The organism is Actinoplanes sp. HUAS TT8, from assembly GCF_051380535.1.
Taxonomy (GTDB): Bacteria; Actinomycetota; Actinomycetes; order Mycobacteriales; family Micromonosporaceae; genus Actinoplanes.
Map to the genome: position 1 here is coordinate 7,682,010 of NZ_CP195646.1, position 24,677 is coordinate 7,706,686.

The following is a 24,677-nucleotide window of genomic DNA, read 5'->3' on the forward strand; positions in this document are numbered from 1 at the left end:
CGCGCCTCGTGGGCGCAGCAAACAAAGCACCCTAACGGTCGATAGGGTCATCGGTCGATCAACAGCAGGTTGCCCGCTCGTCAAATTTGATCAAATCTCGTCCGGCGCCTCGATACCCAGCAGAAACATTCCGGTGTGGAGGGTCCGCGCGGTCAGGTCGGCCAGGCCCAGCCGGCTCGCCCGCACGTCCGGCTCGGCCCGCAGCACCGGGCACCGCTCGTAGAAGACCGAGAACGCCTGGGCCAGGTCGTGCAGGTAGACCGCGAGCCGGTGCGGTTCGGCCTGCTCGGCGGCCACGGTGACGGCCGCCTCGAAGCCGAGCAGCGCCAGCGCGAGCGCCCGCTCGGCCGGCTCGGCGATCGTCACCGGGCCCGGCTCGGCGCCCGCCTTCCGGAAGATCGACCGCACCCGGGCGTGCGCCATCTGCAGATAGGGCCCGGTGTTCCCGGTGATGGCCAGCATCCGGTCGAAGTCGAAGACGTAGTCGCCCCGCCGGTCACCGGACAGGTCGGCGTACTTGATCGCGCCGATCCCGATCTCCGGCGCCGACGCCCGCCCGACCGCCTCGTCGAGCAGCTCGGCCAGCTTGACCGTGTCACCGGCCCGGGTCTTCAGCATCTTGCCGTCGGCGCCCAGGATCGAACCGAACCCGATGTGCTCGGCGATCACCCCGTCCGGCAGCCAGCCGGCCGCCCGGGCCACGGCGAACACCATGGCGAAGTGGATCCGCTGCGGAGCGCCGACGACGTAGAGCAGCCGCTGCCCGCCCAGGCCCACCCGGTGCCTGAGCGCGGCCAGGTCGGTCGCGGCGTACCCGTACCCGCCGTCGGCCTTCCGCACGATCAGCGGCAGCGGCACACCGTCACGCCCGGTGAACCCGTCCGGAAACGCGCAGAGCGCGCCGTCGCTCTCGGTCAGCAGCCCCTTCTCCCCCAGCTCGGCCACGATCCCGTCGAGATCGCCCTGGTAGCGGCTCTCCCCCGCGAAGTCGTCGGGCCCGAGCGTCACCCCGAGCCGGTGGTAGACGTCGAGGAAATACCGTTCGGACTGCGCCACCAGCTTGCGCCACAGCTCCCGCGACACCGGATCGCCGGACTGCAACGCCACCACCCGCAGCCGCGCCCGCGTCCGGAAATCCTCGTCGCCGTCGAACTTCACCCGCGCCGCCTGATAGAAAGCGGTCAGGTCACTGATCGAATGTTCGGCGTCACCGCCCAGGTCGGTGAGGTGCTCGACGAGCATCCCGAACGGGGTGCCCCAATCGCCCAGGTGGTTCACCCGGATCACGTCGTGCCCCAGCCACTCGGCGGTCCGGGCCAGCGCGTCCCCGATGATGGTGGACCGCAGGTGGCCGACGTGCATCTCCTTGGCCACGTTGGGTCCGGAGTAGTCGATCACTATGCGGTGCGGGTTCCCGGTCCGCGGCACACCGAGCCGGTCGTCGAGGGCGGTGGCCTTCAAAGCCGCGGTGAGCAGGCTGTCGGAAACGGTCAGGTTCAGGAAGCCCGGACCGGAGACCTCGACGTCCGAGATTCCCGACAAATCGGCTTTCGCGGCCACCTCGGCGGCGATCTCCCGCGGCGGCCGCCCCAACTCCCGGGCCAGCGCCAGCGGCGCCCCCGACTGAAAATCGGCGTGCGGCGACGACCGCACCACCGGATCGACCGGATGCCCGGCCACCGCTTCCAGCGCAGGCGCGAGCCGATCATGCAGAAGAGATTCCACGTTCAAGGTCAAACCCCGATTTCCTCGTACGGACGAGGCGGGTCGACCAGCATCACACCAGCAGCCGGCGGGTTCGACCCGCCGGCGGAGTGCACAACTTCAGCGGCGGCCTGTCGGACGCCGACGTCGCTCACTGAAGCTGCTGTGCATGCCGGGACTATATCGCGCCCGGAGTCCCCACAGCCTCCCCCTCGTCACGCCCGGCTGTCACCCGGCCGAACGCCATTCCCGGATCCAGGTCCGAACTTCCGCCGCCCGCCACACTCGGCCCATCTCCAGGTGCTGATAGGGCGCCGGGAAGTCCGGAAGGTCGGCGAGCTGCTGAATGCGCTGCCGGGACAACCCGAGTTGCTGCCGGATCTCCCAGGCCCCGACCAGAAGTGGTTCGCGATCGACGCCGCACCACGAGCAGCGCTCGTTCTCATCACCCCGCTGCTCGCTCACTGCACCAACCTCCCGGACACCGGAGCATTCGGTCCCCAGGTCACCCGCTGCAAACCCTTGACCTGCACAAAGATGGATCGTCGATCCACCGCGTCCCCGGCCGAGTTGATCTCATAGCCGTCCAGCCAGATCCAGCCGTCGTAGGTCGTCCAGTCGTGCACGCGAATCACCCGGAAAAGAATCGGCACGGCGAACTGGACGCTCGCCGCACTTCCCACCCGCAGCACCTCACCCGATCTCAGCAGCATCATCAATTCCCTTCCGGTCGACCGGCCCTCCGCGAGTCCAGGCCAGAAATCGTTGATAAAGGTCGAGCGGCGTCTCGCCCCGAGTCGCCAGGTCCTCGAACGCCTCGTACATCCGCGTCGACAGGTGGACCCGCAGCAGCGACGGGAAGGCGCGGTACTCGTACAGCAGACTCGTTCTCGCGGTCAGGCACGGCCACGAGTCGCCGCAGGCCCGACCGGTCCACTGTGGGCGAACAGCCAGATGGCCGGCATCCATCGCGCCTCCCCCAACAAACGGCCCACGTGATCATGAATTGTGATCATTCGGTCACCGTCCGACACATAGTTGCATGCGGTCATTGCTCCAGACAACTGTCTGGAGCCACTTTCGGGGACAGTAGTTCGGATAAATGGCCTGTTGATCAGGGCGACGTACACTGTGGCCCGTGGCCAGTCCAACCGCGCGCCGAAAGCTGGGCATCGCACTCAAGCAGCTCCGTGAGCAGGTCGGCCTCAACCTGGAGCAGGCCGCCAAGGCGGTGGGCATCTCGGATTCACACCTGAGCCGGCTCGAACGTGGTCGTGTCGGCGTGCGCCAGCTGACGCTGCGCGCCCTTCTTCAGGCGTACGCGGCCGCCCCGGAGGTCGCTGACGAACTACTGCAGATCGCGGCCGACACCACCAAACGGACGACCAAGGACTGGTGGCAGCCGCTCGCCGCCTCGATCTCCGAGCCGTACGCAACCCTCATCTCGTTCGAGCACGAGGCCACCTCAGCCAAGGTGTTCGGCCCGACGGCCGTGCCGGGTCTTCTCCAGACCGAGGCCTATGCCCGGGCGCTCCTGCAGAACGGACTGGCAAGGCTCGGACCCGACGAGATCGAGATCCGGATCAATGCACGCAGAGGTCGTCAGGCGATTCTCGATCGGCCCAATCCGCCGGCCGCCTGGTTCATCCTCGACGAGGCGGTGCTGCATCGCCAGGTCGGGAGCACCGAGGTCATGCGTGAACAGCTGACGCATCTGGTGGCGATCGCGCAGCGACCACAGGTGGATATCCAGATCATCCCGTACTCAGCTGGTGCTCATGCCGGAACGCTGGGGCCGCTCGTCATACTGGGCTTCGCCGAGGGCGATGATGTCATCTACTGCGAAACCTATGCCGGTGGCCTGTACCCGGACTCGGTAGCCTGGTATGGCGACCTCTTCGACCGGCTGGCGCAGGAAGCCCTGAGCAAGAGCGGATCACTGGACATTCTTCGTAGCACCGCAGAGGAGTTAGCGTCATGAGCGGCCTTGGCAACAACTGGAAGAAGTCGACGCGCAGCAACGGCAGCGACAACTGCGTGGAGGCGCGCACCTACCAGGGCGAGGTGCAGGTCCGGGACACCAAGGACCGGACCGGCGGCACGCTCAGCTTCTCCCCCGAAGCCTGGGCCGACTTCCTCAGCGGCATCCGGGCCGGCGAGTTCGACGCCTCATAGCCCGCCGGTCAGGCAGCGCGTCGCGCGGGCGACCATCGGAGCACCGCCGCCAGCGTCCAGCAGGCGAGCGCGATCAGCACGAACGGCTTCCACGGCACCGCCACGTACGGCTCCCAGAGCGCATCCGGCCCGTCCGGCGGGATCGGCGGCGGCCAGGGCAGCAGCAGCCCGGCGGTGACCGCCATCGTGCTGGTCAGCAGCAGGACGGTGCCGGTGCGCCCCAGGATCCGGGCCGCCCCGGGCTTCGAGCGGCGGCTGAAGCGCAGGCCGATCCAGCCGCCCAGCAGCAGCCCGGCACCCCACCCGACCAGGGCGAGCACCCGGACCAGGGCGGGCTCGGGCCGGTGGAAGACGACACCGCCGGGACCGTTGTCCTGATACACGGTGAGTTCGAGGGATCCACGCCGGGCGGTCACCGACCGTACGGTCGTCCCCGACCGGATCTCCCAGCCGTCCCGTTCCAGCGCGGCCCGCGCTCCCGCGACGTCCAGCGCGGCCGCGAAAACCGGCGTTTCCACAGCGTCCGGCTCTTCTTCGGCGTCCGACGCGGAGCCGGCCGGTTCCAGCGTGACCGAGCCGGCGTCGTACTCGTCCGTGCCGGCGATCAGTTGGCTGCTCATCGGATCCGGATCCCCGAAGATCACGTCATGCCGCTCGACCTCGCCCACCCGCATGCCGGGGACGATCGCGGCGACGATCTCCCGGGCCCGCTGATCATCGGGCAGTGCCGGAGCACCCCGCCAGCCGAGCCACGCACCACCCGCGCCCAGCAGCGCGGCGAAGGTCAGAGCCACCACGAACACCGCGATCCACCGCCGCACGCGAGGCCCGAAACGATGACCGACGTGCTGGTCATCGGTGGCGAGAATCGTCATGCCGGCACTTTAGAGCTTGGCGAACCGGGTGACGAACCGCCTCTGCCACGGCGTTTCGACCGCATGCCGGTTGTAGTGTTCGCGCACGTAGGCGACGGCCTCCCCCGGCGGCACCCCGTCGAGCACGGCCAGGCACGCCAGCGCCGTCCCGGTCCGCCCGACACCGCCGAAACAGGCGAGCTCGACCCGCTCACCCTCCGCTCGGCGCAGGGTTTCGATCAAGACCGATTTGGCGTACGGAGGATCGGCCGGCACCCAGAAATCGGGCCAGCGAACCCAGCGCGTCTCCCACCCGAACTCGGGCGGCGCCGAGCCCAGCAGGTACACCCCGAAGTCGGGCGGATGCCCGGTCGGCATGGCCGCGCGCAGCCCACGGCCACGGACCAGCCGCCCGGACGGCAGCCGCAGCACCCCGGCGGCATCCGGCTCCCAGCCCGTAAATGGGGTCACGATCCGAGATGTTATTCCGTAATGTCCACGCCTTGTGATCGCAACCGTGCTGCCCCCGCGTCTCGGGAAAAGTTTCCGCTGGCTGGTCGCCTCGTCCTGGTCGACGAACCTGGGCGACGGCATCTCCGGAGCGGCCGGGCCGCTTCTGATCGCCTCGCTGACCGACGACCCGTTCCTGATCTCGATGGCCGCGTTTCTGTCCTGGGCCCCGCCGCTGATCCTCGCCCTGTACGCCGGGGTGCTCTCGGACCGCCACGACCGGCGGCGGATCATCGTGACCGCCAACGTCGTACGCATGCTGGTCCTGGCCGGGATGATCGGCACGTTCGCCGCCGGCCGGCTCTCGGTCACACTCGCCCTGCTCGGGTTGGGCCTGCTCAGCACCGCCGAGGTGTTCGCCGACAACACGACCGGGACACTCACCCCGATGCTGGTGTCCCGCGACGACCTGACCCTGGCCAACGCCCGCCTCACGGCCGGTTTCGTCACCCTGAACCAGCTGGCCGGGCCACCCATCGGGGCCGCCCTGTTCGCCGTCGGCCGGGCCTGGCCGCTGGCCGCCGAGATGCTGCTGCTCGGCGCCGGGACACTGATGGTGGCCCGGGTGATCCTGCCGCCGCACGGCCGTACCGAGTCGGCCGCCGGCGCCCGCCGGGACGTCGTCGAGGGCGTTCGCTGGGTGGTGCGGCATCCGGCCGTCCGTACCCTCGGATTGATTGTCCTGATCTTCAACCTGGCCTTCGGCGCGGCCTGGTCGATCCTGGTGCTCTACGCCACCGACGTCCTCGGCCTGGGCTCGATCGGCTACGGCCTGATCACCACCGTCGGCGCGGTCGGCGGAATCCTCGGCACGGCCGGCTACGGCTGGCTCACCGCCCGGATCAGCCTGGGCAACCTGATGCGGATCGGCCTGATCATCGAGACGGCCACCTACCTGATCCTCGGCACCACCCGGTCGCCGTGGGTGGCCCTGCCGACGTTCTTCCTCTTCGGAGTGCACGCGTTCGTCTGGTCGAGCACCGCGACCACCATCCGGCAGCGGGCGGTCCCCACCGAACTGCAGGGCCGGGTCGGCGCGGTCAACATCATCTGCGTCTACGCCGGCCTGGTCGTCGGCGCCGCCTTCGGCGGCGTCCTGGCCTCCCGCTACGGCGTGCCCACCCCGTTCCGCGTCGCCTTCGTCATCGCGCTGATCGCCCTGGTCGCCCTCTGGCCCCAAACCAAACACATCGCCCACGACGACTGAGCACCCCGGCCCGGGTGTGACCGGAAAATCCATGTGTAACCTGACGCGCCTGTCGTGAGTCGTACGGGAGACATCAACCTGGCAGGGAGTGCCCAGTGGATCCCGAGATCGACCTACGCGACCTCTACGCGGCCTCAGCCGGCCGCCTGGTCGCGCAGCTGTACGGCATGACCGGCGACTTCGCCGAGGCACAGGACGCCGTGCAGGAGGCATTCGCCCGCGCGGTCGCGCAACCGGCCGGGGTGCGGGCCGCGGCCAACCCCGAAGCCTGGCTGTTCAAGGTCGCCTCGAACATCGCCCGTTCCCGGCATCGCCGGCGGGCGCTGTTCGACCGCCTCGCCCGCTCCGGCCGGCTGACCGTCGCCGCCACCACCCCGGCGCTCTCCCCCGACCACGTCGCCCTGGTCGCCGCGCTGCAGAAGCTGACCCGCGCCACCCGGGAGACCGTCGTCCTGCACCACATCGCCGATCTTCCGGTCGCCGAGGTCGCCACGATCCTCGGCATCAGTGTCGAGAGCGTGAAGGTTCGCCTGCTCCGTGGGCGCCGCGCGCTGGCCGAGGTCCTCCGCGACGCGGAGATGGAGAGCAGCCATGTCTGAGCCGGAACACCTGATCGACTTCCGTGGCTTCGCCACCACGGCAGCGGCCGCCGCCAAGCCGGACTTCGCCGACGTCCTGGCCCGTTCGGCCCGCCGCCGCCGTCGGCGGAACTGGTTCGGCGCCGGGTTCGCCGCCCTGGCCGTGGCCCTCGGCAGCGGGACAGCCGTGATCTCGTTCAGCGGCGACCACCCGTCGCCGAACCCCGCGCCAACCCCGACCGTACGGCCCTGGCACACCACGATCCCGAAGGCCGGCGGCGAACCACAACCACAGCCGACGTACACCGAGGCGGACGGCGCCTGGGACGTCACCGTGCCGGACGAGCCGCTGACCGGCATGTATCCCGAACTGATGGCCGGTGACGTCGACCACCTGTACCTGAACTACCAGAACTGTGCGGTCAAACCCTGCCGGACGATGCTGGCCACCACCGCCGATCGCGGGCGCACCTGGCGCAAACTGCCCATGCCGGTGCCGCCGGCCGGATGGGAGGGACCGGGCCTGACGATGGCCAGCGGTCCCGTACTCCTGGCCGGTGCCGGCCCGCACCTGCCGGGCGGGCAGATCATCGACCCGGGCAAGATCCCCGATCCGATCTTCTGGGCCAGCACCGACGCCGGGGCGACCTGGCAGCGGGCGAAGGTGCGGACGGTCAACGCCCTGCCCTCGGGCTGGCCGGTCTTCCAATCCAGGAAGGGCCTGTTCGCCGTCGACCCGGCCGACGGCGACATAGCGGCCCTCCCCTCCAGCGGCGGCATCCCGACCAGGGCGCTTCTGAACACCCCGCCCGCCGCCGGAATCTGGACCCAGACCAGCAAGGGCATCGAAGTCAGCCAGGACGGCGGCCGGACCTGGAACAAACGGTCACTGCCGCCGGGCGGCGCAGGCCGGTCCCCGGAACTGGCCACGACCGACGGCCGGACCGTCTACGTCGCAAGAGAGCTCAAGGGCGGCGGCCTGGTGCTGAACGTCAGCACCGACGGCGGGAACACCTGGGCGGCCCGCGGCACGATCGACCTCGGCGGCCCGCTGCTCACCGTGCTCGCGATCGACGACCGCACCGTGCTCGTCGAAGGTGTGCACGGGACGTACCGCAGCACCGACCAGGGACATACGTTCGCCCTGGTCGGGCCGTCGCTCGGCTACCGCGCGCACGCCGTCCCCGGCGGCTTCACCATCCCGACCAACAACAACGAGTACAGCGCCTGGGTCTCCCCCGACGGCGCCGAATGGACCTACGTGAAGCGCCCCCCGATCCCCTGAGCCCGCCGTGGCCGGCTCGTCCTTCAATACGGGGGAGGACGAGCCGCCCGCAGCGGAAAGCGCCGGCGGGCCGGCACTCAACCCGCCCGAGGCAGCCCTCAGCCCCAGCCGAACCCAACCAGCTGGCGCCCAGCGCTGCCTCACCCTGCCCGAGACGACCCTCAGCACCAGCTGAAGCCAGCCGGCTGGCGCTCAGTGCTGCTTCACCCTGCCCGAGACGACCCTCAGCGCCAGCTGAAGCCAGCCGGCTGGCGCTCAGTGCTGCTTCGCCCTGCCCGAGACGACCCTCAGCACCAGCTGGGGCGAGCCGGCTGGTACTGAGGGTCGTCTTGGGGTGCTCGGAGCAACCCTCAGGACCAGCTGGGGCAGCGCGGCTGGGGCTGAGGGTCCGGCGAGGGACAGCATGGGGCGTGCGTGCTTGGTGATCGCCGGCGCCGGCTTCTTCGGCTGGATCAACGTGACTACCGGACGGGGCCGGGCCGAGGTTGTCCACACTGGCCGGTTGTCCACGGGCGGGCGACGTGATCTTCCGATATCGGCCGTCCCGGCCTGCCGTGTCACACGGTCGGCGGTCGCCACACGGTGAAGTTCTCCAGGTGGAAATGGCTTGCCACGGTGCGGAAGGCAAACCAGCCGCTTTCGTACGGGGCGGGGTCCGTGTAGTCGAAGACCAGCTGATCGTCGCTGTAGTAGCGGATCCGCGCCCCGTTCACCGAGATGCGCACGTGAACCGGCACGTTCGCGGCGATCCGCGGTTCCGTGTAGTCGTAGATCAGCGGCCGGTTGCCGGGCTCGCCCACGTACCTCCGGAACCGGGTCGTCGTGTTGAGGTTGGCCCCCTGCCCGACGTAGTAGGTGGTCAGGTTGTCGTATTCGGCGAGCAGCCCGCCGCGTTTCGTGGCGAAGATGTCGTCCGGCGAGCGGGCGTCGCGGGCGCTCCAGAACGCGTTCAGGTCGGTGACATGGTCGTTCGGCCCGCCGGCGGAGATCGGCGTCGCGGTGTACTCGATCTCGTACGGCCCTTCGAGTTCCTGTTTGAGCCAGACCGAGGCGCCGCCGGGGACGTCGATGTCGAGCACGCCATCTGCCGCCGCGACGGTGCCGCCGCTCTGCAGTTCGGCCGACCACTTGTCGGTGCTCCCGGTGAAGTGGTCGGCGGTGACGACCTGCCAGGCGTTACCGGCGGTAGCCGTGGTCCGGATGCGCGGCCTGGGCGGCAACTTCCCACCGAACCCGAGGTAGAAATCGGTCAGAGTTGACTGAAGGTAACCCCGGACGGTCCACCCCAGACGGTACGCCGGGTCCTGCGCGAGCGTGTACAACCGCGTACTGGTCGGAATGTTGGTCGTGAACACCCGCAACGCCGTGTGATCGGCGTTCTCGGCCAGGTACTCCTCCCGCCAGTCCCCGAGGATGTCCCCGTAGAACGGCACGGCGTTGCGCCACGAGGAGACCACACCGGCCGGCTCGAAGATCTTCTTCGAAGACGAAGAACGCCAATCCCACTTCTCGACGTACGTGTTGTCGAGCAGTTCCGACCCGAGATCCCCGTCCCACCAGATGCGGAAATTGACGCTCGGCGTGGTCTTCGAGATCTGCGTGCCGTCGACGCTCCACACGCCGGCCCCGGGCAGGTCGGTGTCGGCGGTGGCGGCCCAGAACTCGTACCCGGGACGGGTCGGGTCGATGTCCGCGGTGGTGCCGCGCGGGACGTCCCAGAGCGTCGCGTCCTGCGGGACGTCCGGGTGCGCGCCGGTGATCAGGCGTTTCCCGGTCGACGCGTCGTAGTAGTACCAGGGGAAGTTCGTGAAGACGCCGCCCTCGGTCTGCTGGATCGCGTAGCCCTCCAGCCCGGGCCGGTTCGGGTCGAGGTCGCCGATGTGGAAGCGGTCGCCGTGAACGGATTCGGCCACGACGTAACGGAACGTGCCGTCGCTGTTGACCACGTAGTTGCCGTCGGCGATCTCGTCCTTGCCGTCCTGGTCGACGTCGACGATCCGCAGCTGGTGGAAGCTGATCCCCTGGTCGACGCCGCGGACGAACTTCCACCGCTGGGCCAGGTGCCGCCCGTCGTAGTCCCAGGCCGCGAAGAGGACCCGGAAGTCGCCGCGTTTGGCGCCGATCCGGGTGACCTGCTTGGTGATCAGGCTCGGGTGGACGCCGTCGAGGTAGCCGACGCCGTACTGTCCGCCGGAGGGCCCGTCGGCGACGAAGTCGGGGGCGACCGGGACGCGGGTGCGCTCGACGCCGGTCAGGCCGTCGATCACCGAGACGAACTGGTCGAGCGGGTTCGCCGACTTCACGACCGCGCCGTCGGCGAAGGTGGTGCCGTTCGCGGTCTTCACGGCGATCTCGGCCCGGCCGTCGCTGTCCAGGTCGAAGACGGTGACGTTGTCGTCGTTGCGGTAGCCGGCGACGTCGCCGTACCCGCTGATCGCGGCCAGGGGCGGGTCGTTGGCGGCGTTCCCGCCCGGCCTGAGGTACGACTGCGGGCCCAGGTCGACCCGCCACAACCGCCGGCCGGCGAGCGTGTACGCCTCCAGGTAGTTGGGCTTGTCCAGGTCGTAGGAGAGTCGCGAGACGACGATCTCGTACCGGCCGTCGCCGTCGAGGTCGCCGGGCCACGCGTGCTGCACGTAGTATCCGGGCGCCGGGGACAGCGGGATGTCGCCGGGAGTGACCGCCGCCGGGCTCGCCGCCTGCTCGCGTCCGTGGACCACAGCGCGGACGGTGTACGTACCCTCAAATCGGGTTTTGTCGGTGAAAGTTGTTGATTGGGTGATCGGGCGCTGATTGAGCCGCCGCGATCCCTTGTAGACGTTGAAGGCGATGTCGGAACCGTATTCGGTGCCCAGCAGCCGCCAGCTCAGGAAGGTGCCGCCGTCCTGGCCGGGCACCGCGACCAGGCCGCGGTCGAGCGACTCGACGATCCGTGTCGGCAGCGCCGAGGCAGCGGGGGGATGGGCCGAGGCCGGCGTGGCGACCGAACCGGCCGCCACCAGGCCGACCGCGGCCGCCGCGATGATGCGTCTCATGGCCGCGGACCGTAGGAGGTCGGTGTGTATCGACGTTTGCGCACATTTAAAGGTCTACATACTTAACCGGGCCATAGACGCAGCTAGTCGCTTTGCCGCGCTGCAAAAGTGTGAGCCGGGCGACCCTCCAACGCCGGGCGACCCTCCAGAGCCTCGGCCAGCACGGCCAGGTCGTCGCCGAGCGGCACGTCGGCCAGATCGGCCCGGATCTCGGCGTCGATCCGCTGGAAGAACCGCCGGCCGCGGGCGGTCAGGTGCACCTTGATCCGCCGCCGGTCCAGGTCGTCGCCGCGGCGGTAGACCAGGTTCTCCTCGACGAGGTGGTCGATCAGCCGGGTCAGGCTGCCCGGCGGCAGGAAGGCCCGCTCGGAGAGCTCGGTCATGAACCGGCTCCCGTCGGCGAGCAGGGCGAGCACCCGCCACGCGTCGAGCGAGCAGCCCTCGGCGTCGAGGATGGCGGACAGTCGGCGGGCGAGCAGCCGCTCGGCCCGGGTCAGCAGGTACAGAAGATCCGTGGGACCCCGCATCGTCGGGATGTTACCCAATCCGTGCTTCAGATCGAGGCCCGTCTCCAGGACGATGAGGGTCATGCCCTTCGATGTCGCCCTGGTGGTGCCGCTGCGGGGACCGGCCGGCATCTTCGGGCCGAGCGCCGAGCTGTGCGCGCAACTGGCCGCCGAGCAGGTCAACCGGGCCGGCGGCGTGCTCGGGCGGGAGCTGCGGCTGGTCCCGGTCGACGGTGGCGCTCCCCCGCGAGTGGTCGCGGCCGAGGTCGCCGCGCTGGTGGACAGCGGCCGGGTCCGGGGCGTGACCGGCTGGCACATCTCGTCGGTGCGGCAGGCGATCGCGCCGCGGATCGCCGGCCGGGTGCCGTACGTGTACACCGCGCTCTACGAGGGCGGCGAGCGCGCCGAGGGCGTGTTCATGACCAGCGAGACCCCGGACACGCAGCTGTTCCCGGCGATGCGGCTGCTGGCCCGGGAGCGCACGGCCCGCCGGTGGTTCGTGGTCGGCAACGACTACGTCTGGCCGCGCCGCACCGCCCGGGCCGCCCAGCGCTACGCGGCCACCAACGGACTGCACGTCGTCGGCGAGAGCTACCTGCCGCTGGGCACCGGCGACTTCGCCGAGACGTTGCGCCGGATCGAGGTGTCGTCGGCCGACGCGGTGCTGATGCTGCTGGTCGGGATGGACGCGGTGCGGTTCAACCGGGCGTTCGCGCGGGCCGGGCTGCCCGGCCGCTGCCTGCGCCTGAGCACCCTGATGGACGAGAACATGCTGCTGGCCAGCGGCGCGTCGGCCACCCACGACCTGTTCAGCACGGCCGGGTTCTTCGCGAGCGTGGTCACGCCGGAGAGCCTGGATTTCCACGGGCGTTACGCCGGGCGGTTCGGGCCGGAGGCGCCGCCGCTGGGCAGTCTCGGCGAGTCCTGTTACGAGGGCGTGCTGTTGCTGGCCGCGCTCGTGGAGCAGGCCGGCGATTGGGACGTACGGGCGATCGGGGCGCACGCCGGGTCGGTCTCCTACGAGGGTCCCCGCGGCCTGCTGCGCCTGCGGCAGCGGCACGTGAACCAGCGGATCTATCTGGCCGAGGCGCGCGGGGTCGACTTCGACGTCCTGACGCAGCTGTCTTGACAGCACCGCCCGGGGCCCGAGAAGATACTTCCAGCGGGAAGTAGCCGACCATTTATTTGGTCGGCTTTTTTGTTTTCCGAATCGACCTTCGTCGAAACCCCCAATTAAGAGCGGGGTAACAGGTCGGAAATCGATACATCTAACACTGACGTTTGCCCGGGCCGGCATCGCTGCCGGTCAGAGCGGCGAAACGTCCGGCGACCCCGGCGGCATGGATTCCTTTTGCATTCTGCGAAATTCGAGCCGAAAAAGGCTAGGAGACTTCATGTTCAGGATTCGCGGCCGCCGGTCAGCGGCCATTGTCGCGGCGGTGGCGGCCTTCGCGACCCTCACCGCCTGTGGCGCCAAGACCTCCGACACCAGCACCTCCTCCACGGCCGGCGCGGCCATCGACACGTCCGGGTCGTCGATCAAGGTCGGCCTGCTCAACTCGCTCTCCGGCACCATGGCGATCAGTGAGGTGACCGTCCGGGACTCGCTCAAGCTGGCCATCGAGGAGATCAACGCGGCCGGCGGGGTGCTCGGCAAGCAGATCGAGCCGGTCAGCGAGGACGGCGCCTCCGACTGGCCGACCTTCGCCGAGAAGGCGCAGAAACTGATCAGCCAGGACAAGGTCGCCGCGGTCTTCGGCTGCTGGACGTCGGCCTCGCGTAAAGCGGTCAAGCCGGTCTTCGAGAAGAACAAGTCGCTGCTCTTCTACCCGGTGCAGTACGAGGGCCTGGAGCAGTCGCCGTACATCTTCTACACCGGCGCCACCACCAATCAGCAGATCGTGCCCGGCCTGGACTACCTGAAGGCACAGGGCAAGACCTCGCTCTACCTGGTCGGCTCGGACTACGTCTTCCCGCGCACGGCCAACAAGATCATCAAGGCGTACGCCGAGGCCAACGGCATGAAGGTGCTGGGCGAGGACTACGCGCCGCTGGGCTCCACCGAGTTCTCCACGATCGTCAACAAGGTGAAGGCGTCCGGCGCGTCGGCGGTGTTCAACACCCTCAACGGCGACAGCAACGTGGCGTTCTTCAAGGAGTACAAGTCGGCCGGTCTGACCGCCGAGAAGATGCCGGTGGTCTCCGTCTCGATCGCCGAGGAGGAGGTCAAGAGCATCGGCACGCAGTACCTGGCCGGTCAGCTGACCGCGTGGAACTACTACCAGACCACGCCGGGCGCGGCCAACGAGAAGTTCGTGGCCGCGTACAAGGCCAAGTACGGCGCCGACAAGCCGACCAGTGACCCGATGGAAGCCGCGTACACCTCGGTCTACCTGTGGAAGGCGATGGTCGAGAAGGCCGGCTCGTTCGAGGTCGAGAAGGTCAAGGCGGCCGCCGCGGCCGGCGGGATCACCTACGACGCCCCCGAGGGCAAGGTCACCGTGGACGGCCCGACGCAGCACATCTACAAGACCGCCCGGATCGGCCAGATCGGCGACGACGGCCTGATCAAGGAGGTCTGGAACTCCGGCGAGCCGATCAAGCCGGACCCGTACCTCAAGGGTTACCCCTGGGCGACCGGGCTGTCCTGATCTTCTAGACGCGGGCCGTCCTCGGGTGAGAGGACGGCCCGCTGGAAGGGTTCACCGTGACTCTCGTCCTCAGCCAGCTCTTCACCGGCATCAGCATCGGCGCCGTCCTGTTGCTGATCGCTCTCGGACTCTCGCTGACCTTCGGTCAGATGAATGTGATCAACATGGCGCACGGCGAGCTGATCGCGGCCGGCGCCTACACCGTCTACGTCCTGCAGAAAGTGATCAGCGGGGCCGGGTTCTCGCTGCTGATCGCCCTGCCGGTGGCGTTCGTGGTCGCCGGCCTGATGGGCGTCCTGATCGAGGTACTGCTGATCCGCCGGCTCTACGCCCGCCCGCTGGACACGCTGCTGGTCACCTGGGGTGTCTCGCTGATCCTGCAGCAGGTGTTCCGGGACGTCTTCGGCGCGCCCAACGTGCAGACCACGGCCCCGTCGTTCCTGACCGGCAGCATCCACGTCACCGACGACCTGGTGATCTCCAGCAGCCGGGTGTTCATCCTGGTCCTGGCGCTGGCCGCGGTCGTCGCGCTGACCGTGGGCCTGAAGACCACCCCGCTGGGCCGCCGGATCCGCGCCGTCGTGCAGAACCGGGACCTGGCCGCGGTCTCCGGCCTGGCCACCGGCCGGGTGGACCGGCTGACCTTCTTCATCGGCTCGGGCCTGGCCGGCATCGCCGGGGTCGCGCTCACCCTGATCGGCCCGATCGGCCCGACCATGGGCACCAACATCATCGTGAACGCGTTCCTGGTCGTCGTCGTGGGCGGCATCGGCCAGCTCAAGGGCACCGTCATCGTGGCCTTCACGCTCGGCATCGTGCAGTCCATGGTGGAGTACACGACCACGGTCAGCGTCGCCAGCGTGATCGTCTTCGTGGTGATCGTGGCGTTCCTGCAGTGGCGCCCGCAGGGCCTGTTCACCCTCAGGACAAGGAGTCTGGCGTGACGACCCTCCAAGATCCGCCGGTCGCGGTCCACACCCCGGCGACGCCGTCGCCGCGCCGGCTTCAGGCCCTGATCGGTTTCGGGCTCACCGCCGTCGTGCTGTTCGGCGTCGCGCCGGTCCTTCTCGGCGACTTCCGGCTCGGCCTGCTGGCGAAATACCTCTGCATGGCCATCGTCGCGGTCGGCATCGGTCTCGCCTGGGGCCGCGGCGGCATGCTCACCCTCGGACAGGGCGTCTTCTTCGGCCTCGGCGGCTACGCGATGGCCATGCACCTCAAGCTGGCCGACGCGGGTCCCGGGCAACTGCCGGACTTCATGCAGCTGTACGGACAGTTGAACGCGCTCCCCTGGTGGTGGAAGCCGTTCGCGAACCCGGCGTTCGCGCTGGCCGCCACGGTCCTGCTGCCGATGCTGGTCGCGCTGCTGCTGGGACTGCTGATCTTCCGGCGCCGGGTCCGCGGCGCGTACTTCGCGATCCTCTCCCAGGCGCTCTGCGCGGCCCTGGCGATCTTCCTGATCGGGCAGCAGGGCACCACCGGCGGCACCAACGGTCTCACCGACATCCAGGGCTTCTTCGGGTACGACCTGAACGACCCGATCAACCGCCGGATGATCTACTTCGTCGTCGCCGCGGCGCTGCTCGCGGTGCTCGGCCTGGCCTGGCAGCTGATGCGCAGCCGCTACGGCGAGCTGCTGGTCGCGGTCCGGGACGGCGAGGAGCGGGTACGTTTCCTCGGCTACGACCCGGCCAACGTCAAACTCGTCGCGTACGTGGTCGCGGCCGGCATGGCCGGACTGGCCGGCGCGCTCTTCGTCCCGGCGGTCGGGATCATCTCGCCCGCGATGATCGGCGTGGTGCCGTCGATCGAGTTCGTGATCGGGGTCGCCGTCGGCGGGCGGGCCGGCCTGGTCGGGCCCGCGCTGGGCGCGATCGCCGTGGCCTGGGCTCGCACGGCACTGTCGGAGCGGCTCCCGTCGGCCTGGACGTACTTCGAAGGGCTGCTCTTCATCCTCCCGGTCGTCTTCCTTCCGGGCGGACTGGCGTCGCTCGCGGTGTTCCTGCGGCGTCGCCGCACGGCGAAGGAGGTGAGCGCGGCGTGACCGGCTTGTCCGTACACAAGCTGCATGTCGTCTTTGATGGGTTCGTCGCCGTAGGCGGCGTCGATCTCGACGTGCCGGCCGGGGACCTGCGGTTCATCATCGGGCCCAACGGCGCCGGCAAGACCACCCTGATCGACGCGATCACCGGCCTGGCCAAGGCCACCGGCAGCGTCACCTTCGACGGGCACGAGCTGCTCGGACGCAAGGTCCACAAGATCGCGCGGCTCGGCGTCGGGCGGACGTTCCAGAACTCCACGATCTTCGAGGAACTGACCGTCCTGCAGAACCTGGACATCGCCGCCGGGTGGAGTCGCGGCCCGCTCACGCTGCTGCGCCGCCGCACGTCGGTGCCGCCCGAGGTGCAGCACGCGCTGGAGACGATCCGGCTCACCGAGGTCCGCGACCAGCTCGCCGGCACCCTGCCGCACGGGCAGAAACAGTGGCTGGAGATCGGCATGCTGCTGGTCCAGAACGCCAAACTGTTCCTGCTCGACGAGCCGGTCGCCGGGATGAGCCACGAGGAGCGCGACGCCACCGGCGAACTGCTCGGCGAACTCAGCCGGGACCACACGGTCATCGTGATCGAGCACGACATGGACTTCCTGCGGCGCTTCGCCCGGACCGTCACGGTCATGCACGCCGGCAAGATCCTTTCCGAGGGAACGGTCGCCGAGGTCCAGGCCGATCCCCGGGTCCAGGAGGTCTATCTCGGACATTCGGTGGAGGCTTAAATGCTTCAATTCAACGACCTTCATTGCGGGTACGGTCGTAGCGTCGTCCTGCACGGCGTCTCGCTCACCGTGCCGGCCGACGGGGTGGCCGCGGTCCTGGGACACAACGGCGCCGGCAAGAGCACGCTGCTGCGGGCGGCCGTCGGCCTGCTCAAACCCCGGTCGGGCACGATCCTGCTGGACGACGAGGACATCACCCGCCTGGCGCCGCACGAGCGGGTGGCCCGCGGCATGGCCTACGTCCCGCAGGGCCAGCAGAGCTTCCCGCACCTGACCACCCTGGAGAACCTGCAGCTGGTGGCCGACGGCCGCAAGGACGGCAAACCGGCCATGGCCGAGGCGCTCGACCTGTTCCCGGCCCTGAAGGAACTGCTCGGGCGCCGGGCCGGCCTGCTCTCCGGCGGCCAGCGGCAACAGCTGGCCCTGGCCCGCGCGCTGATCACCCGGCCGCGGCTGCTGCTGCTCGACGAACCGACCGAGGGCATCCAGCCGTCGGTCGTCGCCGAGATCGAGCAGACCATCCTGTCCCTGGCCGCCCGCGGTGGCATGTCGGTCCTGCTGGTCGAGCAGCACGTCGGCTTCGCCCTGCGCGCCGCCGCCCGGTACTACGTCCTGGAAGCGGGCCGGGTCACCTCGACCGGCGACGGCGGCAGCGAGGCCGAGACCACGGTCCGCCAAGCCCTCACCGTCTGATGTAGGCCCCCGGACCAGCACACCCTATGATCGTGCTCGATCTCCGCCGGGTGATCACTGGTCACGGGGGCCGTTTGATGCGCGTCGTTGCTACCTGTCTCGTTCCCACCCTGCTGCTCGGTGTGCTGGCCGCGCCGGCCACCGCCGCCGAGAGTTCCGTGCTGCTCGACGTCGGTCTCGTGTCGCGCGCCGACCGGGCGGCCGTGCTCGCCCCGCTCGGGGACGCCGTGCTCGGCAGCCGCGACCTGTTCGACCTGGCCGCGATCACCGTCGAGGTGCCGGGCGATCAGGTCACCACGGTCCTGGCCGGGCTCAAGGCCGACGCCAAGGTCCGCTACGCCGAGGTCGATCCGCAAGTGACGGCCGACGGCGACACCGGTGACGCCAACCGGGCCCGGCTCACCGTCAACCAGGTCCCCGGCGCCTGGACGTGGGGCACCGGCAGCCCGGCGATCACCGTGGCCGTGGTCGACACCGGGGTCACGGCCACCGCCGGCCTCGGCGCCGACCGGCTGCGGTCCGGCTACGACGCCGTCGACGACGACGGTGACGCGGCCGACGAGGACGGGCACGGCACCCTCGTCGCCGGGATCGCCGCCCAGGTCTGCGGCCAGTGCCGCATCCTGCCGGTGCGGGCGCTGCGCCACGACCCGGCCGGGGGCCGGGCCACCGGGCACGCGGCCGACCTGGCCGCGGGCATCACCTGGGCCGCCGGCGCCGGCGCGCAGGTGATCAACGTCTCGGCCAGTGCGCCGGTCAACGCCGGCGTGTTCAAGGACGCCCTGACCCGGGCCGGCAACCTCGGCTCACTGGTGGTCGCGTCGGCCGGGCACGACCCGGCCCGCACGGCCTACCCGGCCGCGAACAGTGCCGCGCTCGCCGTCGGCTCGGTCTCCTCGGACGGCACGCCCGACAGCGGCACACCCACCGGGAACGGCTGGGTCGACATCGCGGCGGTCGACGGCCTCACCGCGCTCGGCCCGGACGGCCAGGCCCACGTCCTGACCGGCACGTCCGCCTCGACCGCGGTGGTCGCCGGCGCCGCCGCCCTGAACTGGGCCGCCGCCTCGTCCACGACCAGCGCCTGGGTCCGGACCGCGCTCACCTCGAACGCGCGGCGCCTCGACCCGCTCGGCACCGACCCGCCCCTGCTCGACGCGGCCGGGATGATGTTCCGGGCCGGCGGCGACGACCTGCTGCCGCCGACGATCCGGGCGAGCGGGCTCCCGGCCACGGTCGGCCCGGCCTCGGTGGCGATCACGCCGGACATCGTCGACGACCACGCGATCGAACACGTGGACGTGATCCATTCCGGCACCACGACCCGCTGGTGGACCGGGCTGCCGGCGCCGCGGCTGCAGGCCACCCCCGGCCAGGACTACGCCACCTACGTGAGCCTGCGCGCCTACGACTACGCCGGGCGTCTCGGCGAGACCTATGAGCTCGTACGGTTCGACGGGGTCGCCCCGACCGGGAAGTTCGAGCCGGGCACCCCGGCCTCCGGCGCGCACGTCCGCGGCGCCGCACCCGTCGTCTTCTCCTCACCGGACGGCGACGACCTGGTCTCGGTCAAGCTCAACGGCGTCACCATGGCCCACACCGCGGGATCGGGCCTGTGGCGGCAAACCGCGGCGCCGACCGCGGCCGGCCTGTACCGCATCGACTTCACCGACGCGGCCGGCAACACGTCCGCGATCGGCCGCAAGGTCGTCGTGGACAACACCGGCCCGACCCTCAAGATCACCTCGGCACCGGGGAACAAGGCCAAGGTCAAAGGCACCGTCACCGTACGGGCGTCGGCCTCCGACACCAGCGGCATCGCCAAGGTTCAGCTGCTGGTCAACGGCAAGGTGGTGGCCACCGACACCCGGGCCGCGTACGTGCTGATGGTGAACCCGGCGAAGGTCGCGCGGACGATGAAGGTGCAGGTCCGGGCGTACGACAAGCTCGGCAACGTCCGCGCGTCCAGCACCCGGACCTGGTACCGCCGCTGACCGGCCGCCGGGCGCGGGTGGCATCGATCACTCAGCCGGTCACTTCGCGCGACCGGTAGCCCGGCACGGAGAAGGCTGTAGTCATGTGTGCTGCTTGCGGCCAGTCCGCGCACGTTCCCGCCGCGCCCCGCCGGTTCGCCGCGCTGCGCAATCCGGACGCCCGGCCGTACCTGTTCGGCGCCGCGCTGGCCATGATGGCCGACAACATCGAGCACGTGATCACCTACTGGGTGCTGTGGGAGAAGTTCCACTCGCCGGTGCTCTCCGGATTCCAGGTGATCAGCCACTGGGTGCCGTTCCTGTTCCTGTCCGTCTGGTTCGGCTCGCTCGCCGACCGCTACGACTGCCGCCGCGTCATCCAGATCGCGCAGGGGCTGTTCGCGCTGGTCTCGGCCGCGTGGGGAGTGCTCTTCCTGACCGGCACCCTGCAGATCTGGCACGCCTGCGTCCTGCTGGTGCTGCACGGTGTCGCCGGCGCCCTGTGGGGACCCGGCGAGCAGCTGATGCTGCACGACTTCGTCGGCGACGACGAACTCCCCAGCGCGGTCCGGCTCAACGCCACGTTCCGCAGCCTCGGCGTGCTCTTCGGACCGGCGGTCGGCTCGGCCCTGCTGCTCGGGCTCGGCCCGACCTGGGGCATCTTCGCCAACATCGCGTTCTATCTGCCGCTCACCCTGTTCCTGTTCCGCACCCGGTTCACCGGGCACACCCGGGACGGCGGCGTCCCCCGCGACCGCAAACGCGTCGGGATCACCGACGCCGTCCGCGTACTCCGCGACGTCCGCGCCGACCACACCCTGGTCAGCATGATCATCCTGGGCGGGCTGGGCTCGTTCTTCGTCGGCGCCTCCCTGCAATCCGCCATGCCACTCTTCGCCACCGACCTGGGCAGCGGAAACGCCGGAACCGCGTACGGCATCCTGCTCTTCGCCAACGGCGCCGGCGGCGTCCTCGGCGGCCTCGTCCTCGAAGCCACCGGATGGATCAGACCCACGGTCATCTCGGCGGTGATCAGCACCGCCCTGTACGGGTTGTTCACGCTGCTCTTCGCCGTCACCCCGAACTACGGCCTGGCCGTGATCCTGCTGGTCGCGGGCGGCGTCGCCAACCTGGCGTCGATGTCCGTCGGGCAGACCGTGGTCCAGCTGATGGCCGCGCCGGCCGACCGCGGACGGGTCATCGGCGTGTACGGCATGTCGGCCAACGGCCTGCGCTTCGGCAGCGGCATCACGGTCGGCCTGTTCGGCGCCGTCGTCGGCATCCACTGGTCCCTCGGCCTGAGCTCCGCCGCCCTCCTCATCGGCACAGCCCTAGCCGCCTGGCACACCCGAACCCCCCGCTGACCCACCCGCACCGCAGACCCGCCCCTCCACAACAGCCCTGAGCACCAGCCCCCTGTCCTCAGCTGGTGCTCAGGGCTGTATCCGGGCCAGTTTGCGACCGTGAGCACCAGCCGACCGGCCTCAGCTGGCACTCAGGGCTGCATCCGGGCCGGTTTACGACCGTGAGCACCAGCCGGCTGGGCTCAGCTGGCACTCAGGGCTGCATCCGGGCCGGTTTACGACCGTGAGTGCCAGCTGGCTGGGCTCAGCTGGTGCTCAGGGCTGTATTCGGGGCGGTTTGCGACCGTGAGTGCCAGCTGGCTGGGTTGGGCTGGTGAGGTGCGGTTGGGTGGGGCTGAGGACGTACCCGAGGGGGTTGGAAAGGGGTGACCAGCGGCGGAGCGTTCGTGGCGGCCGCAGCAGTGACCCGAAGCGGATGGTGGCTGGGATGCAATACCGCAACCACCCACGGCCGTGAGCGGGGATGCGGCCGCGCCCGAAAGCAGCCATGCCCGGAATGCGGATGGGCCGGGCTGCGGCGGGCGCGCCGGAATGCGGTGGGCGCGGGACCGGGACTTACCAGGTGAAGTTGGGTGGGTAGGTGACTTCGGCCAGCTTGTTCTGGCCCTTGAGGTTCGGGTGGAAGAAGTCGAACGTGTTCAGCAGATCAATGCTGAACCGGACATCATGCACCCGCCCGTCATCCCACCGGCACCGGCTGCCGTACTTCACGCACGCCGCCCGCAACTCCTCGTCATACGCGTCGATCCGATCCCGGACCGCCCGCCGCCGCTGCTCGTCCGCGGCCGCATCCGATGCCGGGTCGGCCAGCATCGACGGGCACACCCCGCCGGCCCGCCACACCCGGACCACCTCGGCGTCGTCCCGGCCGACCTGCCACAGCCGGTACAGATCCGGGATGCTGGCCATCAGCACACGCGCCTTGGGCAGGCCTTTCTTGAGCCGGCCGAGCCCCCGGTCCACATTCGCGCGGAACGTGGCGACCGAGGTCATCCCCCCGACCGTCCCCGCGCAGGCGTCGTTGGCCCCGATCAGCACGGTCACGTAGGACACCTTCGCGTCGACCGCCCGGGTCGCCTGCCCGGCCAGCGCGCTCGCCTCGGCGCCGGGCTCGGCGTAGTTGTACGCGTGCCCCTTGATCTTCGGGTTCTTGGCCAGGATCCGCCGGTAGTGGCTGTCGATGTCGTCACCGGTGCCGGTCGACCAGGAGTTGCGGCTGCAGGCCAGGTAGGCCAGGCAGCTGCCGACCCCGGCGGTGATCGAGTCGCCGAGCGCGGCCATCGAGGCCGGGTATCCGGCCGTGCCGGTGGCCGTCGGTTTCGCCGTCCTGGTCCGGGTCGGCTCCGGGTCGGCCGCGCCGGCGCCGCCCTCGCAGGCCATGGCCAGGACCGCGAGCAGGGCCAGTACAGCGAGGTGCCAGCGGCGCAGCATCATTCACCCGAGCCTAGGTGCTGATCCGGGGATCTGTCGGGCCCGGCGCGGAAGTGGGTGTGCCGGAAAATCGCATACAACCAATCGCGGATCGAGCGCGTCGGATATGCGGAAGAGGTTGTGAACACCGGAAGCGGGGGCCATGTCGGACGGATCGGACAGTGAGTACCTGGCGTACGTCCACGGGCGTGTCCAGGAGTTACGCCGGACCGCGTACCTGCTGAGCGGGGATCGGCACCAGGCCGACGACCTGGTGCAGGAGACGCTGACGAAGTTGTACGCCCGGTGGCCGCGGATCCGCCGGGTGGACAACCTCGACGCGTACACGCACACCATGCTGGTCCGCGCGTTCCTCGACGACCGGCGGCGTGGTTGGTGGAAGGTGCGCCTGCTCAACTGGACACCGGAGTCCCCACCGGCCGACGAGGACGCGCCCGAGGACCGGGCCGCGGTGCGGGCGGCGCTGGCCGAGCTTCCGCCCCGGCAGCAGGCCGTGCTGGTGCTGCGCTACCTGTGCGACCGCCCGATCAAGGATGTCGCCGAGCTGATGCGCTGCTCCGAGGGCACCGTGAAGAGCCAGACCACGCACGGGCTGCGCCGGCTCCGCGAGGTGCTCGGTCCCCGTTTCCCACAGAACACCGTCGCCCGGAGCCGAGGATGAAGGACGAGAACGTGATGATCGACGACGAGGGCGCGGTCCGGTTGCTCGAACCGCTGCGGGAGGAGCCGGATCCCCGTACGGGAATCGATGTTCCTCGGGCCATGGCCGAGGGACTTCGCCGCCGCCGGTTCCGCCGCTGGTCGTCGGGGTTGGCGGTGGTGGCGCTGACGTCGGTGACGATCGGCGGCGGAACGTTCGCCGTTTCCGCCCTACGTGACGACACGCCGAGGCCGGATCCGAGCCCGACCGTGACGAGCACCCCGTCGACCGTTCCGACCGCGGCCGCGCCAGCCGGGGTGACCTCCTGCAAGGTGGCCCGCCTGCCTACCGACGGGGTCAAGAAAGCGCTGGTCACCTCCGGTGATCCGAGCGGCCGGTACGCGGCCGGGCGGCTCTATTCGACCAACGGGCGGCCTTCGAAGCTGATCGTCTGGAGGGACGGGGCCATCCTGACGACGGCGGCCATGCCCGGCGCCGATGCCGACATCCGGGACATGACCCGCACCGGCGTCGGCATCGCGAACGGCTACGACGCCAAGGACCATCAGTCGGCGTACGTGTATCAGAACGGTCGTTTCACCAGGCTGCGCGGCAACGATGCCGGCGCGGTCGCCATCAACGAGGCCGGTGTGATCGTGGGCGCCGTCGGGGCGTCACCGGAGACGCTGGCGGTCCGCTGGGCGTCGGCGTCGGCCGCCCCGGTCAAGCTTCCGCTGCCGGCCAAGGCCCGGCAGAGCGCGGCGAGCGGCCTGGACGAGGACGGGACGATCATCGGCTCGGTCGGCCCGGATCTGTCCAGGATGGCGGCCTACGTGTGGTTCCCCGACGGCACCGGCCGTTATCTCCCGGTGCCCACGCTCCCGGACGGGCGGAAGGCGACCGGTTTCTGGCCGGGAACGATCAGCAACGGCTGGGTCGCCGGGGACGCCGTGATGGAGACCAAGGAGTCGACGAGCTTCACCCCGATGCGCTACCGGATCTCCACCGGGGAGTTCGAGGTGCTGCCGGGTGACATCTACCGCGCCGACCTGGTCACGCCGGAGGGATGGGTGACCGGGATGGGCCGGCCGGTGGCCCTGTTCACCGGTTCGCGGACGATCCAGTTGCCGGCCTACGGCAAGGCGAGCCAGTCCTTCGACGTCTCCTACGACGTGCGCGGCATCAGCGCCGACGGCCACGTGATCGTCGGCTACAAGGCCGGGCCCGAGATGGGGAACGACCCTCTCATGTGGACGTGCCGCTGAGGGTGACGGGGTAACGGGGGATGCCGGCCGG

24 protein-coding genes are annotated in these 24,677 nt (G+C 69.9%); 15 read left to right on the top strand and 9 right to left on the bottom strand.

Features of this window, described 5'->3' with window-relative positions:
* Positions 1–90: 90 nt before the first annotated feature.
* The 4 genes from argS to ACSHV8_RS33840 all read right to left on the bottom strand — a co-directional run bounded on the left by argS (position 91) and on the right by ACSHV8_RS33840 (position 2,673).
* A complete protein-coding gene (argS, locus tag ACSHV8_RS33825) occupies positions 91–1,731 on the bottom strand; it encodes an arginine--tRNA ligase (RefSeq protein ID WP_436537022.1) in 1,641 nt (546 codons plus the stop codon).
* A 201-nt stretch (positions 1,732–1,932) separates the two neighbouring features.
* A complete protein-coding gene (locus ACSHV8_RS33830) occupies positions 1,933–2,169 on the bottom strand; it encodes a hypothetical protein (protein WP_436522474.1) in 237 nt (78 codons plus the stop codon).
* Positions 2,166–2,417 carry a hypothetical protein gene (locus ACSHV8_RS33835; protein ID WP_436522476.1) on the bottom strand — a complete coding sequence of 84 codons (252 nt, stop codon included), beginning with the start codon at positions 2,415–2,417 and terminating at the stop codon, positions 2,166–2,168. The genes ACSHV8_RS33830 and ACSHV8_RS33835 overlap by 4 nt, the downstream gene beginning before the upstream one ends.
* Positions 2,398–2,673: a hypothetical protein gene (locus ACSHV8_RS33840; protein WP_436522478.1), complete on the bottom strand. Its 276-nt coding sequence runs from the start codon at positions 2,671–2,673 to the stop codon at positions 2,398–2,400. The genes ACSHV8_RS33835 and ACSHV8_RS33840 overlap by 20 nt, the downstream gene beginning before the upstream one ends.
* Positions 2,674–2,842: 169 nt before the next feature.
* Here ACSHV8_RS33840 and ACSHV8_RS33845 point away from each other — a divergent pair, with 169 nt between their 5' ends.
* Together ACSHV8_RS33845 and ACSHV8_RS33850 are read left to right on the top strand one after the other, a co-directional pair.
* A complete protein-coding gene (locus tag ACSHV8_RS33845) occupies positions 2,843–3,685 on the top strand; it encodes a helix-turn-helix domain-containing protein (RefSeq protein WP_436522480.1) in 843 nt (280 codons plus the stop codon).
* The gene (locus tag ACSHV8_RS33850; protein WP_436522482.1) at positions 3,682–3,879 is read left to right on the top strand and encodes a DUF397 domain-containing protein; all 198 of its coding nucleotides are present in this window, start codon (positions 3,682–3,684) and stop codon (positions 3,877–3,879) included. The genes ACSHV8_RS33845 and ACSHV8_RS33850 overlap by 4 nt, the downstream gene beginning before the upstream one ends.
* Positions 3,880–3,887: 8 nt before the next feature.
* Here ACSHV8_RS33850 and ACSHV8_RS33855 read toward each other — a convergent pair whose 3' ends face one another.
* Together ACSHV8_RS33855 and ACSHV8_RS33860 are read right to left on the bottom strand one after the other, a co-directional pair.
* The gene (locus ACSHV8_RS33855) at positions 3,888–4,754 is read right to left on the bottom strand and encodes a hypothetical protein (RefSeq protein ID WP_436522484.1); all 867 of its coding nucleotides are present in this window, start codon (positions 4,752–4,754) and stop codon (positions 3,888–3,890) included.
* A gap of 9 nt (positions 4,755–4,763) precedes the next feature.
* Entirely contained in the window at positions 4,764–5,204 is a 441-nt protein-coding gene (locus tag ACSHV8_RS33860) for a protein-tyrosine phosphatase family protein (protein ID WP_436522486.1), read from the bottom strand.
* 49 nt (positions 5,205–5,253) lie between these two features.
* Here ACSHV8_RS33860 and ACSHV8_RS33865 point away from each other — a divergent pair, with 49 nt between their 5' ends.
* The 3 genes from ACSHV8_RS33865 (at position 5,254) to ACSHV8_RS33875 (ending at position 8,313) form a co-directional block, all read left to right on the top strand.
* Positions 5,254–6,450 (top strand): MFS transporter, encoded by a 1,197-nt coding sequence (locus ACSHV8_RS33865; protein WP_436537024.1) that lies wholly within the window; start codon positions 5,254–5,256, stop codon positions 6,448–6,450.
* Positions 6,451–6,545: 95 nt separating this feature from the next.
* A complete protein-coding gene (locus ACSHV8_RS33870) occupies positions 6,546–7,049 on the top strand; it encodes an RNA polymerase sigma factor (protein WP_436522488.1) in 504 nt (167 codons plus the stop codon).
* Positions 7,042–8,313, top strand: a complete 1,272-nt coding sequence (locus tag ACSHV8_RS33875; protein ID WP_436522490.1) for a WD40/YVTN/BNR-like repeat-containing protein — start codon at positions 7,042–7,044, stop codon at positions 8,311–8,313. Before ACSHV8_RS33870 ends, ACSHV8_RS33875 begins: the two co-directional genes overlap by 8 nt.
* Before the next feature lie 557 nt (positions 8,314–8,870).
* On the opposite strand, the gene ACSHV8_RS33880 is transcribed toward ACSHV8_RS33875, so the two are convergent.
* Positions 8,871–11,348: a DUF6250 domain-containing protein gene (locus tag ACSHV8_RS33880; protein WP_436522492.1), complete on the bottom strand. Its 2,478-nt coding sequence runs from the start codon at positions 11,346–11,348 to the stop codon at positions 8,871–8,873.
* An 83-nt stretch (positions 11,349–11,431) separates the two neighbouring features.
* Positions 11,432–11,875 carry a MarR family winged helix-turn-helix transcriptional regulator gene (locus ACSHV8_RS33885; protein WP_436522494.1) on the bottom strand — a complete coding sequence of 148 codons (444 nt, stop codon included), beginning with the start codon at positions 11,873–11,875 and terminating at the stop codon, positions 11,432–11,434.
* Positions 11,876–11,936: 61 nt separating this feature from the next.
* Here ACSHV8_RS33885 and ACSHV8_RS33890 point away from each other — a divergent pair, with 61 nt between their 5' ends.
* The 8 genes from ACSHV8_RS33890 (at position 11,937) to ACSHV8_RS33925 (ending at position 21,310) form a co-directional block, all read left to right on the top strand.
* The gene (locus tag ACSHV8_RS33890; protein WP_436522496.1) at positions 11,937–12,983 is read left to right on the top strand and encodes a substrate-binding domain-containing protein; all 1,047 of its coding nucleotides are present in this window, start codon (positions 11,937–11,939) and stop codon (positions 12,981–12,983) included.
* 265 nt (positions 12,984–13,248) lie between these two features.
* Entirely contained in the window at positions 13,249–14,505 is a 1,257-nt protein-coding gene (urtA, locus tag ACSHV8_RS33895) for an urea ABC transporter substrate-binding protein (RefSeq protein ID WP_436522498.1), read from the top strand.
* A gap of 56 nt (positions 14,506–14,561) precedes the next feature.
* Positions 14,562–15,449 carry an urea ABC transporter permease subunit UrtB gene (gene urtB / locus ACSHV8_RS33900; RefSeq protein ID WP_436522500.1) on the top strand — a complete coding sequence of 296 codons (888 nt, stop codon included), beginning with the start codon at positions 14,562–14,564 and terminating at the stop codon, positions 15,447–15,449.
* Positions 15,446–16,549, top strand: coding sequence for an urea ABC transporter permease subunit UrtC (gene urtC, locus ACSHV8_RS33905; protein ID WP_436522502.1), 1,104 nt, complete (start codon positions 15,446–15,448; stop codon positions 16,547–16,549). Before urtB ends, urtC begins: the two co-directional genes overlap by 4 nt.
* Positions 16,546–17,280: an urea ABC transporter ATP-binding protein UrtD gene (gene urtD, locus ACSHV8_RS33910; RefSeq protein ID WP_436522504.1), complete on the top strand. Its 735-nt coding sequence runs from the start codon at positions 16,546–16,548 to the stop codon at positions 17,278–17,280. The genes urtC and urtD overlap by 4 nt, the downstream gene beginning before the upstream one ends.
* Positions 17,281–17,973, top strand: coding sequence for an urea ABC transporter ATP-binding subunit UrtE (gene urtE, locus ACSHV8_RS33915; RefSeq protein WP_436522506.1), 693 nt, complete (start codon positions 17,281–17,283; stop codon positions 17,971–17,973).
* Between the two features lie 77 nt (positions 17,974–18,050).
* On the top strand, positions 18,051–19,967 hold the full coding sequence (locus tag ACSHV8_RS33920; protein ID WP_436522508.1) for a S8 family serine peptidase: 1,917 nt from the start codon (positions 18,051–18,053) through the stop codon (positions 19,965–19,967).
* An 83-nt stretch (positions 19,968–20,050) separates the two neighbouring features.
* A complete protein-coding gene (locus ACSHV8_RS33925; protein WP_436522510.1) occupies positions 20,051–21,310 on the top strand; it encodes an MFS transporter in 1,260 nt (419 codons plus the stop codon).
* A 555-nt stretch (positions 21,311–21,865) separates the two neighbouring features.
* Here ACSHV8_RS33925 and ACSHV8_RS33930 read toward each other — a convergent pair.
* Positions 21,866–22,741: an SGNH/GDSL hydrolase family protein gene (locus ACSHV8_RS33930; RefSeq protein WP_436537026.1), complete on the bottom strand. Its 876-nt coding sequence runs from the start codon at positions 22,739–22,741 to the stop codon at positions 21,866–21,868.
* A 142-nt stretch (positions 22,742–22,883) separates the two neighbouring features.
* Between ACSHV8_RS33930 and ACSHV8_RS33935 the strand changes: the two genes are divergently transcribed.
* Positions 22,884–23,402 (top strand): SigE family RNA polymerase sigma factor, encoded by a 519-nt coding sequence (locus ACSHV8_RS33935; protein WP_436522512.1) that lies wholly within the window; start codon positions 22,884–22,886, stop codon positions 23,400–23,402.
* Positions 23,399–24,646, top strand: a complete 1,248-nt coding sequence (locus tag ACSHV8_RS33940) for a hypothetical protein (RefSeq protein WP_436522514.1) — start codon at positions 23,399–23,401, stop codon at positions 24,644–24,646. The genes ACSHV8_RS33935 and ACSHV8_RS33940 overlap by 4 nt, the downstream gene beginning before the upstream one ends.
* Positions 24,647–24,677: the final 31 nt, after the last annotated feature.